Genomic DNA, 24121 nt, shown 5'->3' with positions numbered 1-24121 from the left:
CATGGTCAATTTAATTGTTGCTTTTTTTACCATAGCAATCATCTTTCTTGCTGTTAGTTGTATCCGTATATATCGAAGAGTGCCTAAAACTAATCGTGAGTTTATGGATCCTCTCTCTCCGGGACTCAAAATATTATGGCCATTGATCAGATTATTTGCTTTCTATATCAGTGAAAATCTTAGTGTCGATTATCTAGAAAGGATCTCTAAGAAACTGCAAGTGTCCGGAGTCTCATACATGATGACGGCAGAGCAATACTTTGCAATAAGGATTATCAGCACGCTCTTCGCATTAAGCTTAACAGTCATCTGCAGCCTGTTACTGGGTGAAATCAATCTAAAATACTTATTCATTGCCGCTCTGATTGGCTACTTCCTGCCAGTCATGACGCTCAACGATCTACGTAAGAAACGCCAAGGGCTTATCATCAAATCTTTACCTGTGTATTTAGATTATTTGACCATGTCGATAGAGGCTGGTCTCAATATGACGGGTGCAATAGGACAAGCTGTAGAACGCGGCCCCAATGGACCATTAAAGATCGAATTTGAAAAAGTCATCCGCGACATGAGAGCGGGCATGTCACGGGCTCAATCGTTTAGAAACATGGCTGAACGGGTTCAGATAACAGAAGTAAATAGCTTAGTCAGTGCCCTCGCACAAGCTGAGAAAACAGGTGCGAGCTTAGGACAAACCTTAAGAGTTCAATCAGATCAGCGTCGTGTTGAGCGTTTTCAACGGGCAGAGAAAAAGGCCTTGGAAGCCCCAGTAAAATTGGTATTCCCACTGATTATTTTCATCTTCCCAGTCACCTTTATGATTTTGGCCTTCCCTATCGCAATGAAATTTATGTATGAGCTATAACATGAAAAATACCAGTATAAACAACCACAATGGCACTCAAATTAAAGAGGTTTTTCTTGCAAATACTCCCTGGCTACGACTCAGAGGTTTACTTGGACGAAAACGCCTTACCAATGAACAAGGACTGTTAATCTCACCTTGTAACTCAGTGCATACCATGGGCATGAAGTATTCCCTCGATATTGTTTACCTCAACAAAAAGAACAAAGTACTCAAGATTAAAAAAGACCTAAAACCTTGGCGTAGTAGTGCATGTAGAGGTGCTACTCAGGTGTTGGAATTAGCTGCTGGAAATACTGAAAATAAAAATATAAAACAAGGAGATATCTTGTCATGGCAAGACTAATGATCATAAGCCTATTGATGGCCAGCCTAGTAAACCTATCCGGATGCGTTTCCTCCTATCAAGAGGAAAAGCCACAAGGAAATCAGCAGATAATGACGTTGCAAGCTGAAGCCGAACAAGCCTATAAGATGGCACGACTCGATCAAGCTGAAAGCTTATATTTACAGGTATTAACCAGTGTTCCCAACTATTCACCGGGCTGGTTTAGACTCGGGAATATATATACCCGGACTGGTCGTCATAATGCTGCAGTGTCAGCCTATATGCGCTGTTTAGAGCTTGAACCTGCGAATCAGAAAGCTTGGTACAACATGAGCTTAGTGAGAATAAAGCAATCAACACAAGTACTCACATCGGCGAATAAACAAGGTGACAGAAATAGCCCTGTCGGTCGTCAAATTCAAGCACTACTTCATGCTCTCAATACCATACAGAGTCAGACTCATAAACCCAGCATACCGAGTGAGCAAGCGGCCAGATGAAAAGCGCCACGCTAAACCGCACCCAAAAAGGGCAAAGCATGTTTGAGTTTAATCTTGCACTGCCTTTTTTAATGCCTGTCATTCTCGTTTCTATGATGATGATAGCCCAATGGGGGTTTATCTATTCAAGTAAAAGCACCTTAGATGCTGCAACAGCACTAGCGGTTAGAGCAGGCACATTACACCATGGCAGCAGCACTGAAATCCGCAAAGGGTTAGCGCAAGGAATGATGCCACTCTTCGCTCATGGGACGGACATAAGTGACACGGTATCAGCCGTTGTCAAAGCTAGACTAGCTACTGTTCTGCAAAGTGAAATTCGTATTCTGAGCCCTGATAGCCAGACATTTAGTCGGTTTAGAGTACGCAATAGATACACTAGCGGGTATATCTCTGAAATTCCCAACAACAATTTAATGTATCGAAATCCAGTATTAAAAAGTGTCGGCAATAATCGCCAACTGAATATCCAAGACGCCAACTTATTACAGATCGAAGTTCGTTGGTGTCAAAAACTCATCGTTCCCTTCGCAAATTATGTAATCAAAGAGATCGTTACCTCAGTGTTATACGCACCAAGTTCAGATCAGATTGCTTGCAATGTGCTTGGTGCTGCCACTGGAGATATTTTTTTAGCTCTCACATCTCAAGGGTTAATGCGAATGCAAACCCCATTCAGAATGTAAATCTGAATGACTCGATAACGGTGAGTTCAACAAGTTTAAAGCAGTAGGAAACTGCAAGAATTGACATAGGGAAGTAGAAAATGAAATACAACACACTCAAGCTAACCCAGAAGCTTTGGTTAGCCACATTACTCGCAGCAACCCTTGGACTCGCGGGCTGTAATAGTGAGCTTGAAGAGGGCGAAGGCACTGATCCTGAAGTACCGACAGATCCTACACCACCGACTCCTACACCCGATCCGGATCCAGATCCCACCGACCCCACTGACTTAGCCGGCACGTGGGCGAACAGGGATGAAGATGGCGATGGTGTTTTAGATGAATTTGACGGCTACCCATTTGACCTTGAAAAACAATCGATAGATCTTATTACTGAGGTGGAGCCTAACGATAACCCCTCCATCGCCACAGCGGTGGAATTGAAACCACCCTTTGCAGTTAGTGGCGCGATTTCACAAAAATCAGATAATGGCGACCTCTTCTCTTTTAACGCGGATGAAGCTCAATTTTATACGCTTATTCTGAAGTACCAAGATCCTGACTTTAAACCAAACATATATTTTTCAGACAAAAATGGTAACGCACTAAACTTTGGGGTGATTGATATCGACCCAGCACTAAAGGCCATTGCAATTAATGTTGAAATTTTAGATGACGGTTTACATCATATTGGTATAAACGATATTAATTTTGATGGCAAAGAGAGCTTCACCTACCATGCCGAGATTTTTGAAGACCAAGACGGTGACGCTATTGATGATGTTAGAGAGATAGCATTAGAAATTAACAACTTAACTCACGACACGGATTCAGACACCATTGCGGACACCGAAGAGTTTCTGTACCCGTTATATTCTGACCAGATCAGTTTTAACCCGGACAACGATGCGCTTCCCAATTGGCTAGATACCGATAGTGACGGCGATGGGTTATCTGATCGGATCGAAGGATCTGATGATCGTGATAACGATGGCATCGGTAATTTTCTAGACGATGATTCCGATGGCAATACCATTCTAGATGTTCAAGAGTATGGTAATGATGCCAGTCAACCAACAGATACTGATTTCGACACAACGCCGGACTATCTTGATCTGGATGATGATAATGATGGGCTACTTGATATCTATGATCAACAAAGGCTTGTAGACATAACAGAGAATCAAGATGTGCTGACTGGCGCCCCATACGTCACGCATAATAATATCCCCACAAACTTTCTCCGTGAAGACGATCTATTACAGATAACCATTGATGAGCCATTAAGTGCTGAACGGCATTACTTAGTCTTTAAACGTAATGGGCTCGAACCCATTAACCTACCAATATCTGTTTATACAGGAATAGCCAAAGCCAATGTTCCCGCTAACACAAGTAGTGTATTTATTTCAGATGGTATCAACAAAACCAACAGCAGAAATATCACTCTACATCCAAAGAGCACTCCAATAATAAGTTCATCTGGCGCATTACTTTTACAAGAGGAGAGTCAAACCCAGCTAATGGGTGCCGATTTTTCAGATGATATGACCATCACCGCCAATGGCACGGCGTTAGAGATCATTAACCACACAGACTCAACCCTAACCGTCAAAACCCCTAGCACTCTCACTGATGGAGAGTTGCAAATTAATAATGTTATCGGTCAAAGTAATGCCGTTACCTATTATGTCACTAAGCAAATTGAAGTTCAGTTGGTAGAAGTGGGTGATATAGATGCCGACGATCTGAATATAGAGACCTTGCTTGGTTCAACCTATTCACTCAATGCATCCAATACCACTCAAGTAGAGCACTTTAAAAATCAATTGACACCAGTAACAAGTTTTTTTGATTCTCAAGATGCACACAAGGGTAAAATTTACCTGAGTGGTTATATTCTGCCTCAAGAAACCAATTTTACACTCGATACTAGCAGTACTAGCTTTAGGTACATTTTAGATTTTATCGGGGTCAATAAAATCCCGAAAGAACAACTAAATACGTTTAAAGAAACGATTGTTACCTACTCTGAATTTGATGACGTAAATACGTATTTAACATCCCTGCTGGAACAATCTCCCGTTGCCTTAGATAAGCTAAGCTCAGAGACAACGAGTTTACTGATCAATAAAAGTAACGCGATTTTTAGCAAATACAGTAACAATAAATTGTTAACTGCCACTTCAGAAAAACCCAAACAACTCCTAAGTGAGTCCGTTCAAAATCAACAAAAAAGTTCAAACAACATAAAACCTACCATCGTAAGCTACGGTACCGATCATTTTGACTATTCACTTGATGCAACAAATTTTCTTGATAATTGGCTTCCATCTGATCCAAATTGTCCAGATAACAGTGACATTAATGACGACCAAAAAAGTAAGCTTAGCTATGATGGCTGCGTCGAACTTAAAAATAGAACAAAACTATACCTAAGCACCATGATTATTCCTTTGGGTGAAGACGGTGAATATGATCCTAACCAACTCGACTCTCCATTAAGAAAACATATAAAGAACGGATGGGATGGCAATATTTTAGGCCCCCAATCCGGTACTTTTCTAGGATTAGAATTTTGGTCAAAGGATCAATACTACAATGAATGCCCTTACCAAAACTGTTTATACCAAGTTATAGCACCAGGTGTTGGCACACCATTGGGGCCATCCCCCTTTAGCTATATAGCCAGTAGCGACTATGACCGAGCAATCATTCAAGCCCGTAAAAGCATAGCAATAAGAACCATTGTCGATGGTATTTTACTTAAGTTTTTCGACCTAATTTTAACTGGAATTGGCTATGAGCCCAAAGGTTTTGATCCTGTTGTGATCACTAAATTAGTCATTCAATTCTCGCCAAAGCTCATAGAGGAAGCTGAGAAGCTATATGATGACAACGACATAACCAATGAAGACATTGAGAACTTTGTTAAACAGATCGCAATAGAATTCTATAAGAATGAAGTCGAACTTCTGGCTGATCCCGCAAATGCAGGCAAACTCGGGCCAATCACTAAAGCTGTACTTCAAGAGCTCGGTGTTAGCCCTCAAGATATTGCAGTAATGGCAGCAGGAGCAGCATTAAGAAAGTGGACGCCATTTGTTGGACAAATAGACGCCATTATCACTGGAGCACAAGTTGCGGACATCTTAATTGATCAAGTTAAAACAATAAAAGACATGGCTTTTGTACCGGTAAAATCTGATTTTACCGTCACTTGGGGATTAACCATTGTTGATATCGAGCCTAGCATCATGAAGGCGGAAGCAGTCGATAATTCCTTGTCCATTATTGGTACCGGCTTTGGGATTAATGAACGCTGGTATTGGTTCGATGAAGAACCTATTACCTACCTAAAAGATGAAGGTGCATCGACTCAAGAGGAACAAAGAGAACATGATACCGTCTCTGCTGAAGGGACCTTACTGCAGATCACCGTCCCAGGGACTCTACTTGCAAATGCAGTCGGGCCTATTGCTGTTCGTGTCGAACATCGAGGCGAAGAAGCAAACTCCCCAATCAAAATTCAAATTGGAGATGGATTAGAGATCGCTCGCCTTAAAGCAAATACAGGGCAATCAGGCGATACAATTATCATTGAAGGTATAGGATTTCATACACTAAAAGCTAAAAACCGTGTTAGTTTTGCAGGTGAAAATGGCCAAAGAGTTATTGCTAACGTGAGCAAGTCTGAACCTGGAAAGCTTACCGTTACAGTACCTAATAATGTCGTTACTGGTGAGGTGACAGTAGAGGTTGATAGTGAAGTCAGTAATGGGTTAGTGTTTACGATTCCCTTCATTTTAGAGATAACATTTGGTGATAATGGTAACTTTAATGATGATATATTCAAGTTAGTGGTAGATGATAAGGTCATTACTGATGGTGCAAGTCCTCAACGTAAGGTCGGCCCAATATCTATTCCACTCAATGCCGGCACTCATACAGTTAAACTCGTTGGTATCCGTGCTGAGGATGAAATAGGAACCTATTACATCCTATTTGAAGGTAATGTTGTTTCAGTTGGCGGAGATGCATTAGAGGGACGAGATCTACTGAAGGATAGTGTGAAAACCTTCCAGGTTAAAGTCGGCCCCACAAACCAAAAAATGACCAATAAAGTTAATCCACTTAACGCATTACAACATGAGTAAATGATGAATAAGGTGGAGAGCACTTTGTCGCTCTCCACCATGATAAGGAATAATAATGTTACGTTACCTCGTTTTAATACCTCTACTTTGGCTAAATACCAGCATGGCTGACGTCACAAGAACTCAGACGGAAATATTAACTCAACGATGTTTAGATACATTTGATTTTATTGAGAAAAAAGATATTGAAACCTTTATAGCTCAAATGCCTGTCACACCGTCAGATTTTGAAAGGAAACGCGCCGAGAAAGTGCTAAAACGAGCTCATGAACGCTGGTTTATTAAAGAAAAAATTATCAGTATTGAACCCGGGAGAGTGACCTTCAGTGAACCATCAAAAGTTAAGCAGGAAAAATATCAAGCTCAAGAACAAGCCAAAATAGGCTTATTAATTATAGGTGAAAACTATCGCTCTACAATGAGTTGTAAATTCATTAAAACGCCCAAAGGTTGGTTTTTATCTTCTTTACCTTAATCCATGTCTCCTCGTCTTATCAATAATAGGGCTTTAAGCATTAACAGAGCAGAGGGGCATTTTATGACTAAGAGTAATCTCCCCTCCGTTATACCTGATATATAATTAATTGACGAAATGTTTCATTATTCAACCTATGAATATCCGCTATGACCTAAAAACCATATCAACCACACGCAATGATAAACAGTATATGCAATCCCATTTAGTATAAAATGAGTCGCTCAATTTCCATAAATTAACATCACTTTCTTATTCCCAGTGATAATGGATTTTATTTTTTTACTATGATATTAATTTGCCTTCATTCTAAAACAGGCCTAAATGACCAGATAGGTTTAACAGAAGAGGTATACCTTTGAATTACGCCGAACTCTCGAAAAATGCCAAGGTACATATCAGTGACAAGACCTTACCCGATAAGTTAATGCTGGCGACCAAAGCCCTGTTATTGACTCGAGCCTTTGCTTATATTTTAATATTCCCCTTGCTCGCAGCCCTCCTTATGCTTGTAACTCTTAAAGGCGTACAGCAGGAGTTTTACTTATATGCCACCTTGTTTTTAATACTGTTAATTACCTTCTTTCTCGGAGCTAAACAACACTTAGTATTAGATAACCTTACAGCGACCACCTATCTGGAGCAGTGCCTATTCGGCATCAAGCTTAGATGTTCAAAAGAGCAAGCATTAACAAAAACTGTCATAGTTCTAGCCCGTTCTGTACATAAAGAGAACACCTATCAACTCACAATACAAAAACAGAACTACGTTATAGGGAAGTTCAAAGAAACTGAGCAAGCATTACTGTTCATTGTCGAGCGTTTTCACTTACAGGCCTTTGAACAAGTTAGCCAGTACCCCAATGAAATAGCATTTCACAACCATGATATCTCTGAGGTATTTAGTAGCGAAACTACCAAGTCCCCTCACACAGGGGGGCTCTCGACTCACACCATTGAGCCTCTATGGACTTCAGCGGCTTGGTTAAAGCTACTACTCCCTCTGCCTATTTTTATTGTACTTGGTTTTTTATTAAAACAATTAGGAAGCTGATTATGTTATTTAACAAGACCTCCTCAACTAAAGCCGTCATTACTAATAAAAGATTCAATTCAATTAGTCGTAAAGTAATAGGCGGTATTATTGCATTAATAACCATCGTTATTAGTTTAGGTCTCAGACGTCATGATGAAATTCAAGTTATCTATTGGGCATTTGGCGCTCTGTTAAGCTGGCATTTACTATTTGCAAAAATGTCTATTGAAGTCGATTTAAATAAACAACTAATCAGTACAGAGGTTAATTCACTCTACCCTGTAGCCAAACAAGAGATTTCTATTGAAAATATCAAAGCATTCAGCCTCCATTCTGATCCTACAAGGGTTAACAACTACAACTTATTGATAATATCGAATGTGGAAGATAAACCATTTAGATTCAATTTCGGGAGTCAGGCAGAGATGAATCGACTCGGCCAAAAAATCGCACAATTTTGCGGCAAACCCTTCCTGACATGACACAAACAGAGAGCTAGAAAAGTGGTCAGCTAAACGTCTCTATTTTAAGTCAGCAACGCCATTTAGAGGTGTTGACTCATCTTTTTAAACGCTAGCTGTCACTATAGTTCATCATACGATCGGAGAATATAGAGTGAGAAAGTCGTTAAGCTTAATGTTATTACCAAGTTCAATCCTTCTGTGTGTTATCCACTTTTCAGCGCATGCAAGTAATGAAAGTTCAACCCAACTCAGCACCAAAGAAGCTATCGATACGTTTCAGCTCAATACTGATGATATCCTCAAACAAGCACGTAAACTCAATAAGCAACACACCGGTCATCTTAAGAGCTTGAATCAGACATTAGCGCAAACCGAAAGTGCAAAGGCTGTACTGCGAAGCGGTTTAATTGGCGAAATGGAACTAGACGCAGTGGAGATGTTATCAATTGCCGAAGCCTATCTCGGGCATTACCAGACTTTTGTTTACTCCATCAACCGCGATTCAACGTGCTATCAGCCACAGAAAATAGCAGAGTTTAGACAAACCATTACGGAACTGCAGAAATACGTCAATAGCATTCATTTACTCGCAGCAACCCCAAGCGAAGAGGATGCATTTTCAGCCTTAATAGAGATTAATATTAATCAATCTAGAGTCGCAATGACGGTGAACCTATTTGAGGTGTTTAAACTTTGCTACATAACGGAAGCTATTCGCCCACTAAGCAAAAAATTCAATGAGTTAGATAATCAACCCCATTACGACATGTTAGTAGATGAGTCTTCAGACGATAATTATCCCTCTGAACCCTTGATAAAAATGACATCCGAGATCAGTTCAACCTACCAATTCATGGCTGATGAAGTCGTTAATTTTAATCAATTGAGTTACCTCTACATTGATGACTTATCCCAACTTGACAACCTGAAATTGTCCAATGGATTAACTGTAGATGCCAATCTAAATTTACGACTGCCCGCCATTATGTCTGACAATAATAAACAAGCTTACACAGCTAATATAAGCGGCAGAGTCGAGACCAGTGATGATATTGCTGAGATTAATATCACCATCAAACGTAATCCGGTGTTGACCATATCCGAACTGAAATTTAGCGATAAACATATCGCATCTTGTATCAAGCAATCTGCGGCAGACTCTCAGGCTACACTGGCTCATCAAGTGACGTTGTTGACTTGTACTTTACCCAAAGGGAGCCACAGTCAACTCGACGACCTTGTCCATTTTGAGCAGTTAAGTATGATCAGCATCAAAGGAGGAACTTTAGTCTCTTTATCTCCGCTCGATGCGCTGACATCTTTAAACTCGCTATACCTGAACAGCCTTACACTAGATAAGTTTGGTGATTTATCCTCATTTTCTGGCTCAATGAACCTCACTGATATTGATACTAAAGACTGGGCTAGCTTAGCCCTAACAACCCCAAGTACTCTCTCTATCAATCAATCGAAAGATTGCACTCGACTAACACCACTCTTTACGCAGCCAAACGTTGCCGTGTTATATAAAGGAATGGACTCGAGTGAACAAGTCAACGTCATGGAACAGCTAGATTCTGGCGTCAAAAAGGTCATGGTATTAACTAATTGCCTTAAAGAATAAAACCCATGAACCCGCAAACTCCCAGATCAACAGATAATACTTTTTAGTCTGAAATACATTCCTTCGGGTAATAGCTCACCAGTAGAAAAACAGGATAATGACGCGATTAGATTGATTTCCAATATTTGTAAGGATACAAGTATGTTCAAAGGTAAAATTAGGCTTTTGCTACTCTCGTCATTATTACTGAGTGCCTGTGGCGGTTCAGATTCAGATCCTGTAGATATTGTCCCACCAGTCATTGAGCCACCAACACCTGACGAATTTGACCACAAGGTGACTGGAACCCTCGCGTATTTAGGTGCTGTTGCAGGTGCTGATGTTTGCGCTGACTTAGATAAGAACAAAAGTTGTGATCCCAGTGACCCACAATCCACAACGACGCCAGATGGCAACTATCAGATTGACTGGGCTAGCACGACTGAAAACCCAGAGTATTACCTGATTGCTAATTGGACAGAGACCAATTTAACGCCTCGGGTGACTCCAGCTCTTATTTCAAGCCAATTCAAATCAAGTGCTCTTAAAGTCTCACTCAATACAAAGTCAAACCATGATGCACAGTCTCAAACAGTGACTAATACCGGAGCCGTTATCGATAATGGCATCGCTCAACTTATGTCATTAAGCTCTCATAACGGCGCGATTAATCCATTAACGCATATAGAGTTTCAACGTTATGAAATAATGCTCGAACAGGCATTATCTAGCAGTGATATACAACTTAAAACACAACAGCTCGCAGTGATTCTTCACTCCCTTTATCCCCACTCAGGCAGCGATGTTTACCAACTTTCTCCAGAGCAGAGCAACGCCGACGAATTCGTTACAACACAGCGCTTACACTCACACCTTACAGCATTAATAGGTGACAACCTCACCGCGATTTTGGGCGTTGATGAAATATTCTCAAGCAGCAAAGCGGCGCTGAAGGCACTCATTGAGGAGAGTGACTACTCAGTTGATGAGTACCTTAATTCCGATCCCATCGATGTGCGTTTTCTGGTCAATAACACCTTGATCGCACAAGGCTATATTGATACACCCTTTGATGTGAAAATCATGTCTGAAAATGATTGGCAAATCGTAGACGCCAATATGATGGATAAGGGGTTAACCCCACATCAATTTACACTGGCCCCAACACACCTAACGAGCTTCTTCACATTGGAATATGGTGATCCAAATCTTAGTTTGGCTGGTTTTCTCAACAGCAATAATCAACTTATGGCTAGCATAGTTGACTCAAGCAGTGAGCAATCAATCCCCGTTGAATGTTGGAATAGCCAGCTTGAAAAGTGGATTAATGTCCAACGTGAAGATCAGGGCTATCAACCTGTAGCAGCAGAGTATAATAACAATACCGTCACAACACGCTATGACGGTACTGATGTGCCAATTAATTTCAGTGTCGACAAGTATCACAGAGACAGTGCTGAGTGGCATGGGATTATCGGCGCAACACCAAGTGCATTTAAGCTAGATAAAACCCTCTGGCCTGAATATATCTATCGCTACAATATCGAGCAAACACAAGATGTAATGTGCCGCATTGAAACTGACTATCTCACCTGGAATATGCCGACACATAATGATCCTCAGAAACTAACAACAGCGGATATTTCGGCTCTGTTTTGGCCCACATTCCCCCCTAATGAGATCACCATTAATGAGGCGAAAAAACAGCTCTCTCTTGAACTAACCTCTGGAACAGTAAGCACGTTCGAATGGTCACTACAAACCAGTCCTAATGATCTACCTGTGATACATATCATAGAGGTTGATATCCCACAAGAAGTTGCAGCTCAAGTCATACCTGATAACTATCTAATTAACGATGATAGAATAATAGAAATAGAGATCAATAAGGCCATCAGTTTCGATGATATAAATGACTTTCTCCTGCTCACCTATGATGGTGAACAAGACAACTTCAGTCAAAGATATTACCAGCACCTAATCTCGCTTTTACCAAGTAAATAGGTCAGAGTGTTCTTGTTTACAATGGGGAGTTTAGCCCCCTTCTTCATGGAGTGAATACTGTCATGTTTCGTGTTGGACTTGGCCTGCTATTGGCCACAAGTATCATCTTTAGCGTTCAAGCCACCGCCCAAGAGCTCATTTTCGAACCATTGGCCGAAGCAAAGACCTATAAAAAGACTGAGCGTCATTTCACGCCATTTTCACTTATTGCTGGAGTGGATAAATCGGCAGTCACTACCCAAAATGTCAGCGGTAAGCTCACTAGGATCAGTTATGACATTCCAGTCAGTTATAAACCCAGTCATCTGATCAATAATTATAAAAAGCAAATAACGGCTTTAGGTGGCAGTATAATTTTTGAATGCCATCAAGCTGATTGTGGAAAAATAAAGTCGTTGACAAAACAGCTTAAGCCACTTAAAAATATTGCTAAAAACTCTCCTGCATTATTATCAGCCCAAATACAATTAGATAAAAAGCTGATATATGTTTCAATTTTTGCCGTTAATTGGGAAAAAGAAACGTCATTACAACTTGATATTATCGAGGTCATTCCCGAGCCACTCGATCTCATAACTGTCAACTCAAGCTATTTAGGGACAGAGATAGTGCAGAAAAAATTTGAGGATATGAGTCACAAGGATGTCAGTAATTCCAGCGACCATCCTTTGATTGCCAGACTTCCTGGTGCGTATATTCAAAATTATCAACAGTTAGATTTTGGTCAAACAAACATTTTCACCTCAGTCAAAAAGGGCCAACACAAGATTAAACAGTTAGAGGGGAAGATCACCGACATCAACTATAAGTTACCACGCACTTATTCTGAATTTGAGGTCAATGCAAACTACAAAACAGCATTGCTTAAACTTGGGTTTGTCGAAACATTTAGCTGTCAGGGACTCGCATGTGGCAAACCTCGCCACATCGAAAAGCGCACCAAAACATTGGCCCATATTGGTAATGAAAATCACCAATTTTATCATCTTTACCTACTCGAACGTCCTCAAGGTAATGTGCATGCGATGACCTACACTATCGGCTTTGAAGGGGGATTATGGGGTGAAATAAAGTTGGTTGAAGAGACAGAACTCATCGATGATAGGCTCAGTATCGATCTTGATGGATTAACAGATAAGATGGCTGAAACCGGCCATGTGGCACTTGATGGATTACTGTTTAAGTTCGACAGTGACCAGATATTACCTGAGGCAAAGAATGTTGTTGAAATTGTGGCTACCTACCTTAAATCTCACCCTAAACAGCGCTTCTATGTTATCGGTCACACCGATGACAAAGGTAAGCAGAGCTACAATCAGCTACTGTCAGATAAACGGGCAAAAGCTGTTGTGAAGCAGCTTACATCTAAACACCAAATCCCTAAAGATCAGCTAACGGGTAAGGGAGTGGGTGAATACTCACCCGTTGCCAACAACAGCAATGAAGCGGGACAGAAACTTAACAGACGTGTTGAATTAGTACTGAGGTCTGATCAGAAATAAGCTAAATCAAAGAAGTGGCTAACTGAGAGTTAACCACTCCCTTGATTTTACTCTATTGCACCTGAAAGCTGGGTTCAGTTGGTGTCAGCTTCTTTTTTGAAGATTTAGCATATTTGACAATTTTCTTATTGCCGGCTTGTTCATACAATTTATTGAGCACATCATGGTAGCGACCATTACCACTGGCAGCCAAGACTTTGCATAGCCAAGCCATCGCATCTCCCATGCCTTTATCGTCAATATCTCTAAGCTGCCACACCCTCTGTGCCACCTGATCTAACGCTGCGGGATTAGTCAACTTGGTTGCTATAGCTTCACGAGCACTTTTGCGAACCAAATTATAATCACTACTGAGCAATTGAGACACCAGCGCAAGTTCAGCGGGAGCTAGATTTGCGGTGTCGACCTTCGACTGAGTAAATGCATTTTTAAGCACCCATACATTACTGTTTAAGCTGAACTCCATTGAACCGGCATTCAGGTAGGTAATACGTAAATTCTGCAGCCTAAGGTTACCCAGAAATGGTCTATAACTACTCCGCACATATTGACCAACACTGTTTGGCTCACCTAACTTATTCAGCACATCCTCTAAGCTCGATCCCACATTTATCTGTAGGAATCCCATTTTTGAGACTTGAGCTTTGCTGGCCAATGCCATGAGCTCTTTACTCACTTTATCAACATCATAATTTTCAAGGTCAAACCCATCTCCTTGGGTGTCTCCAATCTCCTTAAGTGCACCTTTAATATAGCGCTTCAACTTTTTAGAGGAGGTTTTACTTTTAAGCTCGATTAACACATCTCTGTATCTTGCCTGCTTGGATGCCCCCAAGGCTTTTGCCAACCAAGCTAACGTATCCTCCTCTTCATCATTATAATCTGTGGCGCTGTTCATCAATACCCATGCCGCAAGATCTAAAAGTTCTGAATTTTCAGGCGGAAGGTGGTATAGGTCTTTCGCTGCCAGCTTATTATCAGACGCATTATCACTGATTAATAGCAGGCCAAAAACAACATCACGAGACTTGTCAGCCACACTCATGGTTGAAAAAGTAACGAGTAATAGTATAAGCAATAATCTAGTCAAAATTAACTTTCCTTGTCGTATATTGAATCAATAAACCTACATTAAACTACAGAATAAAATACTGCTTTTCTAGCTAATTATCGGGGAAAACTCTAATAAGAAATAGCGTATACTGATACATTATATCCATCTAGCCAGGTCATTTTTTCGGTCATGAGTTTTTCTCCACTTGAGCGCTACCACCACAAATTTGAGCAGTCCGGCTTTGCAGATGATCCGGTTCAGTTACGGGTTATTACTCAACTCGATGCGCTCTATCAACAACTCAAAGAGCCCTCAAAACAGCAGATATTAGGTCTCTATCTATGGGGAGATGTGGGTCGTGGGAAAACCATGCTAATGGATCTTTTTTGCGATGCTACTGCTGAGCTGACTAGCCACACGCCTCTGAGACTGCATTTTCATCGTTTTATGGCGCGAATACATAAAGAGATGATGCTGGAATCCGGTAATAGAGATCCGTTAAAACGGATTGCTAAGCGCATAGCTGCAGAATCTGATGTGATCTGTTTCGATGAGTTCTTTGTCGCTGATATTGGGGATGCTATGATCTTAGGTACGCTATTTAGTGCCCTATTTGAATTAGATATAGTACTCGTTGCGACCTCTAATATTGCAATTGAACGCTTATATGAGAATGGCTTACAGCGGCAGCGATTCGAACCTGCGATGACACTGCTGCAACAGCATACTCAGCAGATACATCTAGATGGGCAGCAAGATCATCGACTTCGACACCTTAACTATCACCAAACCTACTTTCTTGAACCTCAAGCCAATTTTTCCACTTTATTCGAGCAGTTGAGTTCAGGCGCCTTTAGTAACAGTCAGCCCTTAATGATCTTGGGAAGGCCTATTGAAGTCGTGAAAGCCAATCAAGATACCGCTTGGATCGATTTTAACGCCCTCTGCAGCGGTCCACGTTCACAACTGGATTATATTGAACTTGCTAGCCGCTTCGACACCATCTTACTCAGTGATATTCCTCCTCTAGGTGGAGAGATCAGAGGTTGGATCCGTGCACGAGGAACTGAAGATGGTTCAATAGCCACCAAAACAGGTGAGCGGCAACTGCACTATGCCGCTAATGATGATCCCGCCAGACGTTTTATCAGTCTGGTTGATGAACTTTACGATCAAGGAGTAAAGCTCTATCTGAGCGCGACTGTAACACTAGATCAACTCTATATAGGTGGTGCACTTAGCTTCGAGTTTAAACGAACTTATAGTCGCTTAACTGAAATGCAATCTCTGGAATATTTGAGTGTTAAAGCTCTACAATTAAAGGAGTCATAATCTCTGACCCTTTTGATTTTTCGTTATTTATTTTTGATAAGAAAAGATTTAAAAATATTATTAATAATCAACAGAATAAAATAATCTAACACTTCAAACAATTACGACTATGGACAGTGAATCTCCCCACCAAAAACATTTGCATTTTCACTGAATCGAACAAGACTTAATAGATAAGGAACATCTTTTTAGGAGGAGGTCATGGCTAAACTAAACCTCACATCAATTCTGTTATTTTGTGCACTTTTAACCGCTTGTGAACCCGATCCTCTCATACGTCGTCAGGTCAAAGGCATTGCCCAAATGGGCACAGAAAAACCTATCTTAACCGTTGAAAAACATATCAGTTTAACGCCAAGACCCGATGAAACGTTTCCATTCCCAATTCCGCTAGGCGAGGTTGGTCCTGTTGATGCTTTGTACGCAGGAGAGCGTCAATATCCCTTTTACTGCATGACCGTCGATGCAGGATTAGGGCAGCCTATTGTCGATAATCAAGATGGTGATGGCGTCACCATCTATGACGATAACAACCAGCCTATTGGCTACAGTAAAGATTGCCTAATCACTTCACGGATCGATTATTTCTATGCAAAAGCTGGCAGCGACATCATCAAGGATTATGATATTAACAACCCACCAGCAAGAGAACTGATTGCGACAACCACCATAGAGAGCAAAGAGGTTCCGGAGATCTTTCGTTTAGAAAGAGGCAGCATCAACCGTTATATCTACTACATGACAATGTTAGTCCCCCAAGAGAGTGTAGGAGACAGAAACACTAAGGATTATTGGAATCAAAAGCTAATCTATCAATTTAAAGGCGGTGCTAGTATCGGGTTTCGTCAAGGACGTATGGGAGCCCATCGATTTATCAACCGCCGACATTCACTGCTAAGGCAAGGCTATGCCGTGATAGGTTCCAGTGGCAATAACACCAGTTACACTTATAACATGCTGCTCGCCGAAGACATTGCTAGACGGGTAAAAAAGCAGTTTACCTCTCTTTATGGACAACCATTTTATACATTAGGTATAGGTGGCTCGGGAGGAGCACTTGCTCAATACCTAATCGCACAAAATAGCACAGGTGTTCTCGATGGTTTAATGCCTATCTACAGTTACCCCGACATGGTGTCTCAATCAATATTTGTACTCGATTGCGATCTACTGCAGCACTATTTTAATGTGACTGATAATGGTAATAAAAAATGGCGCGACTGGGAACAAAGAGAGAATATTGAGGGAATGAACGGGATCAATGATTTCGAGCATCCCTATAGCTTCTTAGTCCCTCTCAATCAAATGGTCGCAGGTGCCTGGCCATCGATGCCTAATGGCAGTAGTGAATGTGTTTACTCCTGGTTTTTTGCGGCAACCTTCTTCTACAACCCGAAACAGGGTTTTGTGAAACCCTACTTTTCTGATGAGGTCAAAGAGAGAGTAAATTGGACCTACTGGCAAGATCTTGCTCAAATTTATGGTACCGACAAAAATGGCTTTGCACGTACTACATGGGGTAATGAAGGGGTGCAATATGGGTTACTCGCCTTGCGAAAAGGGGATATAACGATTAAAGATTTCATCAAGCTTAACCAATACATAGGCTCTTGGCTTCCCCAAGAAAAGATGAAAAAAGAGAGTGCTTTTACCCCTTTTGGTATGAAGATTCCATTATGGCTTAGCCTTTGGAGTCGAAACAATATCACCCAACCCTCCCCTAACACCGCCAAAAGAAAATCTTCTGATTCAAAAGCTATCGATAATGGCTATCGATATGGGCAAATTTTCATTGGTAAAGCTGAGCTCCCGATTTTGGAGATCCGTCACTATCTAGAAGATGATCTTAATATGCACCATACCGCCGCCTCATTTGAAAGTCGCCTAAGAATCCAAGAATATCAAGGCCATAACGATAATCAAGTGATCTGGGTTTCCCATAAAGAACACACTCCAATAGCAAAGGGAGTCAATTATTTAGACCGTTGGCTTATGGCCATAAGGACATCTGATGACAAGGATCCAGTAAACGCTAAACCTGACTCTCTGCATGACATCTGTTTAGATAGTAATGGAGAAGTATTATTCGAAGGTGACAATGTATGGGATGGAGAGTGGAATAACCGCCCCTTAGGGCCTTGCAGCAAAATCTACCCTATCTATAGTAATATTCGGATTCAGGCCGGCGGCCCATGGGCAGGCAGTATCTTTAAATGTGGCCAAATGCCGGTCGCCGAAGCGATACAGCAAGGTATTTACGGCGCCGTTTCAATCACTCCCTATCAGAAGCAACTGGAAGCCATTTTTCCTGATGGCGTCTGTGACTACTCTCAAGGCGACATAGCCAGACCAGACCTTGGCTTAAGACCCAGTCTACAAGCGAGAGAAAACTTTGACATTTTACAGAAGCAAACAAGATCTGCCCCCCTAACGATTGAACAGTAACACACAATAAATAGAGGGCCACCAACCCTCTATTTATTTCACTACCCCTACTAACTACATGATTAACAACAATAAGTTGTTCCATAAAGATAAACCACATCAAGCATTATTTATCTATAACATCGGCTAGACAGAGACTAGGTAGCCGTGACGCTTGTTTATACCTTTCTAATACTCAAGTTAATTATCAGCCAACGAGTGCAACTGAAACAACAAAAGCTGGCTGAAATTAGTCTTCGCTTACAATCTAAAGTAAGCCAATTCAAAGCTAGTCTAACACAGAGAATCCAGACTCTCTTTTTGATAACATTTTGACCTGTATATCAATTACGCCTAAAATCACTCTCTCCTTCTACTGACAATTTAGAGCCGCTATGACGATGGGATCGAGTATCGATATTACCTGGTGGCAACTCGCTGTTTTTATGTCAGTGCTGATCATCCCTTTCGCGATAAATGTTAAGCTAAAGCTTCATTTGGGGCGAGAGATATTTGTCTCGATCGTCCGCATGATCTGTCAGCTAATCTTGGTTGGTCTCTATCTGGAGTTTCTTTTCTCTCTCGATAGTTTATGGATCAATATTATATGGTTAAGCATTATGATTCTCATCGGTGCCAGTGCCATTGTAACTAGTGCGAAACTCCCAAGACGAGTTCTTTACTTCCCCGTACTTGTAGGCCTCATCATAGGCGTTGTCCCTATGATGCTCATTTTACTTCTACTGCTACTCAAACCCCAGCCAGTCTACAATGCCCAATATCTAATTCCACTTGCAGGCATGCTATTGGGAAACTCTTTAAGCGGCAATATTGTTGCTCTCCAGCGGTTATTTACGGCATTTGATGAGAAGAAGATGGAGTATGAGGGAGTATTAGCACTGGGTGGACAACCTTATCAAGCGGCTTTTCCCTTCCTGCAGTCTGCATTATCTCAGTCTTTAGCGCCTATATTGGCCTCGATGACCAGCATGGGTCTCGTTACGTTACCAGGTATGATGACAGGACAAATTTTAGGGGGAAGTGACCCTATGTTAGCCGTGAAATATCAGCTCATCATTCTGGTCGCTATTTTTGTGACTTTAAGTGTCTCAGTAACAAGTTCATTAATATTGTCCATTAACAGGAGCATTACTCACACTGGCTTGGTCACTATCGGGATAGGGAAAAAGTAATTCATCAATGAAATGTATTGGTTTTTACCGATAAAGATCCTCTCTCTAGTGATGAGAAAATAGCCTAAATCGACTAGATGAAAAGAGCAATAACACTACCTACCGTAGCAGCCGCTTTCAAAAATTGGCCCGCGGTATAGGAGTCATCTTCTTTTGCATCTATCTGATCCGGATGATCCATGCCTAAAACGCCATATGCAAAGGATTTGACCCCATCAGACTTCTCGGTCTCAGCTTGTTTTGAGGTTAATTGGCTTTCAACTTTGTCCCCAGCAACCTCTTTTTGACTGAGACTTATAGCAGCAGGAGATAACTCAACCTTGATTGCGGCCATATTTGCTGCTTTAGGCGCTACAGCTACAGCGCTTTGAGCCTGAGACGAAATCAGATGACTTGGAGCATTCATCGGAACAAGTGTACCAACATTTCCAATCGCCATTTGCATTTCCTAAAAGAACATCAAGGTATCAATAATGGATAATAATATAATCTAAAATGCTATACAGTAAAATCTTAACTTAATGAATATATGCAACAAATAGTATCAAGCTATCTGCTTCAAATTAAAATAAATAAGCAAGTTTAACAACAAGGTCATCGAAACTATCACTATTGAGTTCAACATGCTGCCAATTTAAGACCCAACTAGCCTGCTCACTAATCCTATACTCGATCCCGAATCCAACATAAGGAGAGGTTCCATTTTGACCTCTCTGCTCAAGTCTCTGTTTATCACTGGCGTTTAAAGAGACCAACTCCCAGTTAAAGCCTCCTAGATGGAGAGAACCAAACAGAACATCGCTCAAAACATAACGGTACCCTAATTTAACTCCCCAACCAGAATACTGCCCGACCTCTTGATTAAAACTATCCTGAAGCTCAGAATCTAAACTTACTACCTCAGTAAATAAAGCATTTTGCCCACCCAGTGTGAGTTGCTCAAAAGCCACCAACCAGTTTGACTGACTTGTATAACCTATTTCGAATTGATTAGCCTCCCCCTTAACTCTGAACGCCAAGCCTCTATTTATTGTACTCTCACCTAACGCTTCAGCGTCAATATCGGCCAATTGCTGAAGATAGTAACCTCTTAGCTTCCAGCTGACATCGTTAGCCATAACACTGTTACATAATAGTAAACAGCCTAAAAGGCACAACCAAATAAGAGGAAATGTGGCTTTTTCTTTCGCTGGTTTAGCTGGGCAATGGGGCGTTTGTGCTGGTCTATTGGGAATAGAGATAACACTTAAGGCCAAACGTCCTGGTGATATAGATCCGCAATAGGAACGATTTTTCATTGATTTCATGGGCGACTCCAAGCGTATGGTTGACCTACTAACATCTATTATTGCTATAAACACAAAGCAATAGTCGAGCCAACCAAAACACTCAGTGTATTTTCAACACATTAAATATTTCTCACTCCAAAGAGAAAACAACTTGCCGCATAATGCGAAGCAATATTGCCAATAATGACAACCCAAACAGAATTACCTTTAGTTCACTAATATCCTCTGATAAATTTCCATGACACGATTAGCGTGAACCTCAACAAATTCAACAGGAATTTCACTCGGCTTCTGCTGAAGTGTCAGCCTGTGGCTCTCATCACGTAAAAACAGATAAGCTTGTATCAAAGCTTCGGCATCAGTATTTGATAATAAAGTTAACTCTCCTAGGTTTGCAAAAATTCGAATATTGTCAGACCAGGTCGATAACTCCTTATATTCATGGGTATTAGCTAACACTAGATATTGAGCAATAAATTCAATGTCTGCAATCCCCCCCGGGCTCTGTTTCAAATCAAACAGCTCAGGTTTTACCTTTAACAAGTGAGATCGCATCTTAGTGCGCATATCTCTCACCTCTTTTGCCAGCTCAGACTTATCTCGTGGTAATTCTAAGACCTGCGCTCTTAACTCACTAAAACGGCTAGACAGAGTATTACTACCAAACATAAAGCGAGCACGAACTAAGGCTTGATGTTCCCAGATCCAAGCCTCTTGTCTTTGATACTCTCCAAAATATTCCATTTCACTCACCAACAGGCCGGAGGATCCCGATGGTCGTAAGCGCATGTCCACTTCATAGAGCTCTCCAGATGTGGTACGAGTAGAAAAGAGATGAAGAATTCTTTGGGCTAACTTGAGGTAAAAATAGCCGACTTCAATAGGACGATCGCCATCGGTTTCACCTTGTTCCGGATATTTTTCACGAGAAAAATTATGCAGAAAAACCAGATCAAGATCTGAGCTATAACCTAACTCTATTCCACCTGCTTTGCCATAACCAATAACCGCAAAACCTGTTACTCCCTCCGCTAAATACGCAGGCCTCCCATGACGACGACTCACCTGTTGCCACGCTTGCGTCACGACCTGCTCAATAATAGCTTCAGCTAAGAAAGTGAGGTGGTCACTCACCTCACTCACAGGCAAAACTCCCGTCACATCGGCGGCGGCGATTTTAAGTTGTTGAGATAACTTGAATTGGCGTAATGCTTCCATCTGCTGCTCCATATCCTCCTCTGGAACACGAAGCAAATATTGCCTTAGCTCACTGCCATAATCATCTAATGAGGTGGTATCATAGAGCTGAGTAGGATCAATAAGCTCATCAAGTAACATAGGAAACTTTGCAAGCTGGCTCGCAATCCAAGGGCTGGCACAACACAGACTCACCAGTTGCTGACGCGCTCCGGGGTTCTCATAAAGCAACTCTAGATAGGTCGTACGAGTTAAGATCTGATCGATCACTTTAGAAACAGATGCTAGGGCGCTTGAAGGGGAATCTAGATGAGTAATCTCTCTTAATAACCAAGGCATCAACTTGTCTAACGTATCTCGTCCCCTCGGTCCAATGCTTCGATTTGCAACAGTCTCACGCCAAGACTTCAGCAGGGGCCAAAGCTTTGGATCTTCGATCATCTGCTCATTAATCAGGCTTTGCGCATCATCATCGTCATAGGCAAGCCACAACTGTTGAGTCCAAAGTTCAGCAGTGTCATCCTCTATTCTCCCGCCGACGGTATCGAGAAAATGTCGATGGATCTTGCTCATCGAAGATTCAATGTGAGTACGAAGTTCAGCTTCCGATGCCATTCCCATGCAATGACATAATCGATACCAATTTAATCCATTATCTGGCAAGGTCTGTGTTTGTTGATCACCAATCCCCTGAAGCAGGTTTTCAACTCGCCTTAACAAGAGATAGCTCTGCTTGAGTTCATCCACAACCAGATACTCTAGTTGACCTAAATTGTATAACGTTTCAATCGCAGCTAATAAGCTTTGTTGACGTAATGCAGGCTCACGCCCCCCACGAATAAGTTGAAAGCTTTGAACAACAAACTCAACCTCACGAATTCCACCAGCACCTAGCTTAATATTGTCGGTCAGCTGTCTACGCCTCACCTCTTGAGTAATAAGTTGCTTCATCTTACGCAATGATTCAATCGCAGAAAAATCGATATAGCGACGATAGACAAACGGCCGAAGCATAGAATGAAGTTCATCAGAGTGTGACGTCCAAGGTCCTAATGCCCTAGCTTTCACCATGGCGTAACGTTCCCAATCTCTTCCCTGCTCCTGATAATAATCTTCAAGGCCGCTAAAACTCACCACTAAAGGTCCGCTCTCACCATAAGGGCGAAGGCGCATATCGACCCGATAGACAAACCCATCCACAGTCACTTGATGCAACAAATTAATTAGGCGTTGACCCATTCGGATAAAAAACTCTTGGTTAGCAATGGCGCGGCGCGCGCCTTGTGTTTCCCCATGTTCTGGAAAAGTAAAAATAAGATCGATATCTGATGAAAAATTAAGCTCTCTCCCCCCCAATTTTCCCATACCAAGGATTATAAGGGGTTGAGGGTTTCCCTCTTCGTCAGAAGGGGTTCCATATTGTTTACACATTTGGACATAAAGCCAGTCGCGAGCTGAGATAATGAGGGCTTCGGCCAAGGCTGAAAGATCTAGCAGAGAATCTTGTAAAGAAGCGTAACCGAAAAAATCCCGCCAAGCTAAACGCACCATCTGTCTATTACGATAACGCCTTAAAATCGCCTTAACGTCATCTTCCCCGGAAAAATCAATCAATAGAGCATGTAGATCGCTATCAAACTCCTGCCTTGAAAGATTTTCAAGATCACCATGAAAAAGAGGCAGAATCCAATCTGGGTGGCGGCATAACTGCTCTGCAATAAAATCACTCAACCCCATGATACGATAAAGCTCTTGAGCTTGTTCTGTGGTTAATTCATTAGCAAGCTCAGGCCATGTTTCATTCATGCGCTGCCAGTAACGATCCGCAACGTCTGAAATAATGGCAGATAATGGCTTGTTACTGATATTTTCCATGGTAATAATAATCCCTAACAATTTATGGCAATCGACTTATTATCATTTAAGACATAATATGTCTCGGTGGTAACCAAAATGTAAGTGTCTTGGCTTTTTGAGCCTCCTTACACAAGTTAAATAAAAAAAGATTACTTTTTCATTCAATCTAGAGGTTA

The 24121-nt window shown here is 41.4% G+C and carries 18 protein-coding genes; 14 read left to right on the top strand and 4 right to left on the bottom strand.

The genetic code is table 11. From position 1 onward, the window contains the following. Window position 1: 1 nt before the first annotated feature. The 11 genes from HWQ47_RS04185 (at window position 2) to HWQ47_RS04135 (ending at window position 13599) form a co-directional block, all read left to right on the top strand. Window positions 2–865: a type II secretion system F family protein gene (locus HWQ47_RS04185; protein ID WP_269969932.1), complete on the top strand. Its 864-nt coding sequence runs from the start codon at window positions 2–4 to the stop codon at window positions 863–865. Between the two features lies 1 nt (window position 866). Beyond that, window positions 867–1211: a DUF192 domain-containing protein gene (locus HWQ47_RS04180; RefSeq protein ID WP_269969931.1), complete on the top strand. Its 345-nt coding sequence runs from the start codon at window positions 867–869 to the stop codon at window positions 1209–1211. Continuing rightward, window positions 1199–1693, top strand: coding sequence for a tetratricopeptide repeat protein (locus HWQ47_RS04175; protein ID WP_269969930.1), 495 nt, complete (start codon window positions 1199–1201; stop codon window positions 1691–1693). Before HWQ47_RS04180 ends, HWQ47_RS04175 begins: the two co-directional genes overlap by 13 nt. Before the next feature lie 38 nt (window positions 1694–1731). Beyond that, complete coding sequence (locus HWQ47_RS04170; RefSeq protein WP_269969929.1) at window positions 1732–2379, top strand: pilus assembly protein; 648 nt, start codon at window positions 1732–1734, stop codon at window positions 2377–2379. An 80-nt stretch (window positions 2380–2459) separates the two neighbouring features. Then, entirely contained in the window at window positions 2460–6515 is a 4056-nt protein-coding gene (locus tag HWQ47_RS04165) for a hypothetical protein (RefSeq protein ID WP_269969928.1), read from the top strand. Window positions 6516–6570: 55 nt separating this feature from the next. After that, window positions 6571–6990 (top strand): hypothetical protein, encoded by a 420-nt coding sequence (locus HWQ47_RS04160; protein ID WP_269969927.1) that lies wholly within the window; start codon window positions 6571–6573, stop codon window positions 6988–6990. Between the two features lie 358 nt (window positions 6991–7348). Further along, window positions 7349–8044, top strand: a complete 696-nt coding sequence (locus HWQ47_RS04155) for a hypothetical protein (RefSeq protein WP_269969926.1) — start codon at window positions 7349–7351, stop codon at window positions 8042–8044. Between the two features lie 2 nt (window positions 8045–8046). Continuing rightward, the gene (locus HWQ47_RS04150) at window positions 8047–8508 is read left to right on the top strand and encodes a hypothetical protein (protein WP_269969925.1); all 462 of its coding nucleotides are present in this window, start codon (window positions 8047–8049) and stop codon (window positions 8506–8508) included. A 133-nt stretch (window positions 8509–8641) separates the two neighbouring features. Further along, complete coding sequence (locus tag HWQ47_RS04145; RefSeq protein ID WP_269969924.1) at window positions 8642–10114, top strand: hypothetical protein; 1473 nt, start codon at window positions 8642–8644, stop codon at window positions 10112–10114. A gap of 141 nt (window positions 10115–10255) precedes the next feature. Further along, window positions 10256–12097 carry a hypothetical protein gene (locus HWQ47_RS04140; protein ID WP_269969923.1) on the top strand — a complete coding sequence of 614 codons (1842 nt, stop codon included), beginning with the start codon at window positions 10256–10258 and terminating at the stop codon, window positions 12095–12097. 62 nt (window positions 12098–12159) lie between these two features. Further along, window positions 12160–13599 (top strand): OmpA family protein, encoded by a 1440-nt coding sequence (locus tag HWQ47_RS04135; protein WP_269969922.1) that lies wholly within the window; start codon window positions 12160–12162, stop codon window positions 13597–13599. Between the two features lie 52 nt (window positions 13600–13651). Here the strand turns inward: HWQ47_RS04135 and HWQ47_RS04130 are convergent, their stop codons facing one another. Then, complete coding sequence (locus tag HWQ47_RS04130; protein WP_269969921.1) at window positions 13652–14689, bottom strand: hypothetical protein; 1038 nt, start codon at window positions 14687–14689, stop codon at window positions 13652–13654. A gap of 153 nt (window positions 14690–14842) precedes the next feature. Between HWQ47_RS04130 and zapE the strand changes: the two genes are divergently transcribed. The 3 genes from zapE (at window position 14843) to HWQ47_RS04115 (ending at window position 19602) form a co-directional block, all read left to right on the top strand. Beyond that, window positions 14843–15985 carry a cell division protein ZapE gene (zapE, locus tag HWQ47_RS04125; RefSeq protein WP_269969920.1) on the top strand — a complete coding sequence of 381 codons (1143 nt, stop codon included), beginning with the start codon at window positions 14843–14845 and terminating at the stop codon, window positions 15983–15985. 201 nt (window positions 15986–16186) lie between these two features. Then, complete coding sequence (locus HWQ47_RS04120) at window positions 16187–18430, top strand: DUF6351 family protein (RefSeq protein ID WP_269969919.1); 2244 nt, start codon at window positions 16187–16189, stop codon at window positions 18428–18430. A 380-nt stretch (window positions 18431–18810) separates the two neighbouring features. Next, entirely contained in the window at window positions 18811–19602 is a 792-nt protein-coding gene (locus tag HWQ47_RS04115; RefSeq protein ID WP_269971660.1) for an ABC transporter permease, read from the top strand. A gap of 73 nt (window positions 19603–19675) precedes the next feature. On the opposite strand, the gene HWQ47_RS04110 is transcribed toward HWQ47_RS04115, so the two are convergent. The 3 genes from HWQ47_RS04110 to glnE all read right to left on the bottom strand — a co-directional run bounded on the left by HWQ47_RS04110 (window position 19676) and on the right by glnE (window position 23969). Then, window positions 19676–20041, bottom strand: coding sequence for a hypothetical protein (locus HWQ47_RS04110; protein WP_269969918.1), 366 nt, complete (start codon window positions 20039–20041; stop codon window positions 19676–19678). Window positions 20042–20165: 124 nt separating this feature from the next. Continuing rightward, window positions 20166–20909: an outer membrane beta-barrel protein gene (locus HWQ47_RS04105; protein WP_269969917.1), complete on the bottom strand. Its 744-nt coding sequence runs from the start codon at window positions 20907–20909 to the stop codon at window positions 20166–20168. A 189-nt stretch (window positions 20910–21098) separates the two neighbouring features. Next, window positions 21099–23969, bottom strand: a complete 2871-nt coding sequence (gene glnE / locus HWQ47_RS04100; protein ID WP_269971659.1) for a bifunctional [glutamate--ammonia ligase]-adenylyl-L-tyrosine phosphorylase/[glutamate--ammonia-ligase] adenylyltransferase — start codon at window positions 23967–23969, stop codon at window positions 21099–21101. Window positions 23970–24121: the final 152 nt, after the last annotated feature.

The sequence above is a fragment of the Shewanella sp. MTB7 genome (assembly GCF_027571385.1).
Taxonomy (GTDB): Bacteria; Pseudomonadota; Gammaproteobacteria; order Enterobacterales; family Shewanellaceae; genus Shewanella.
Note: the sequence above shows the minus strand (reverse complement) of the source record. Positions and strands in the feature narration are given on the sequence as shown.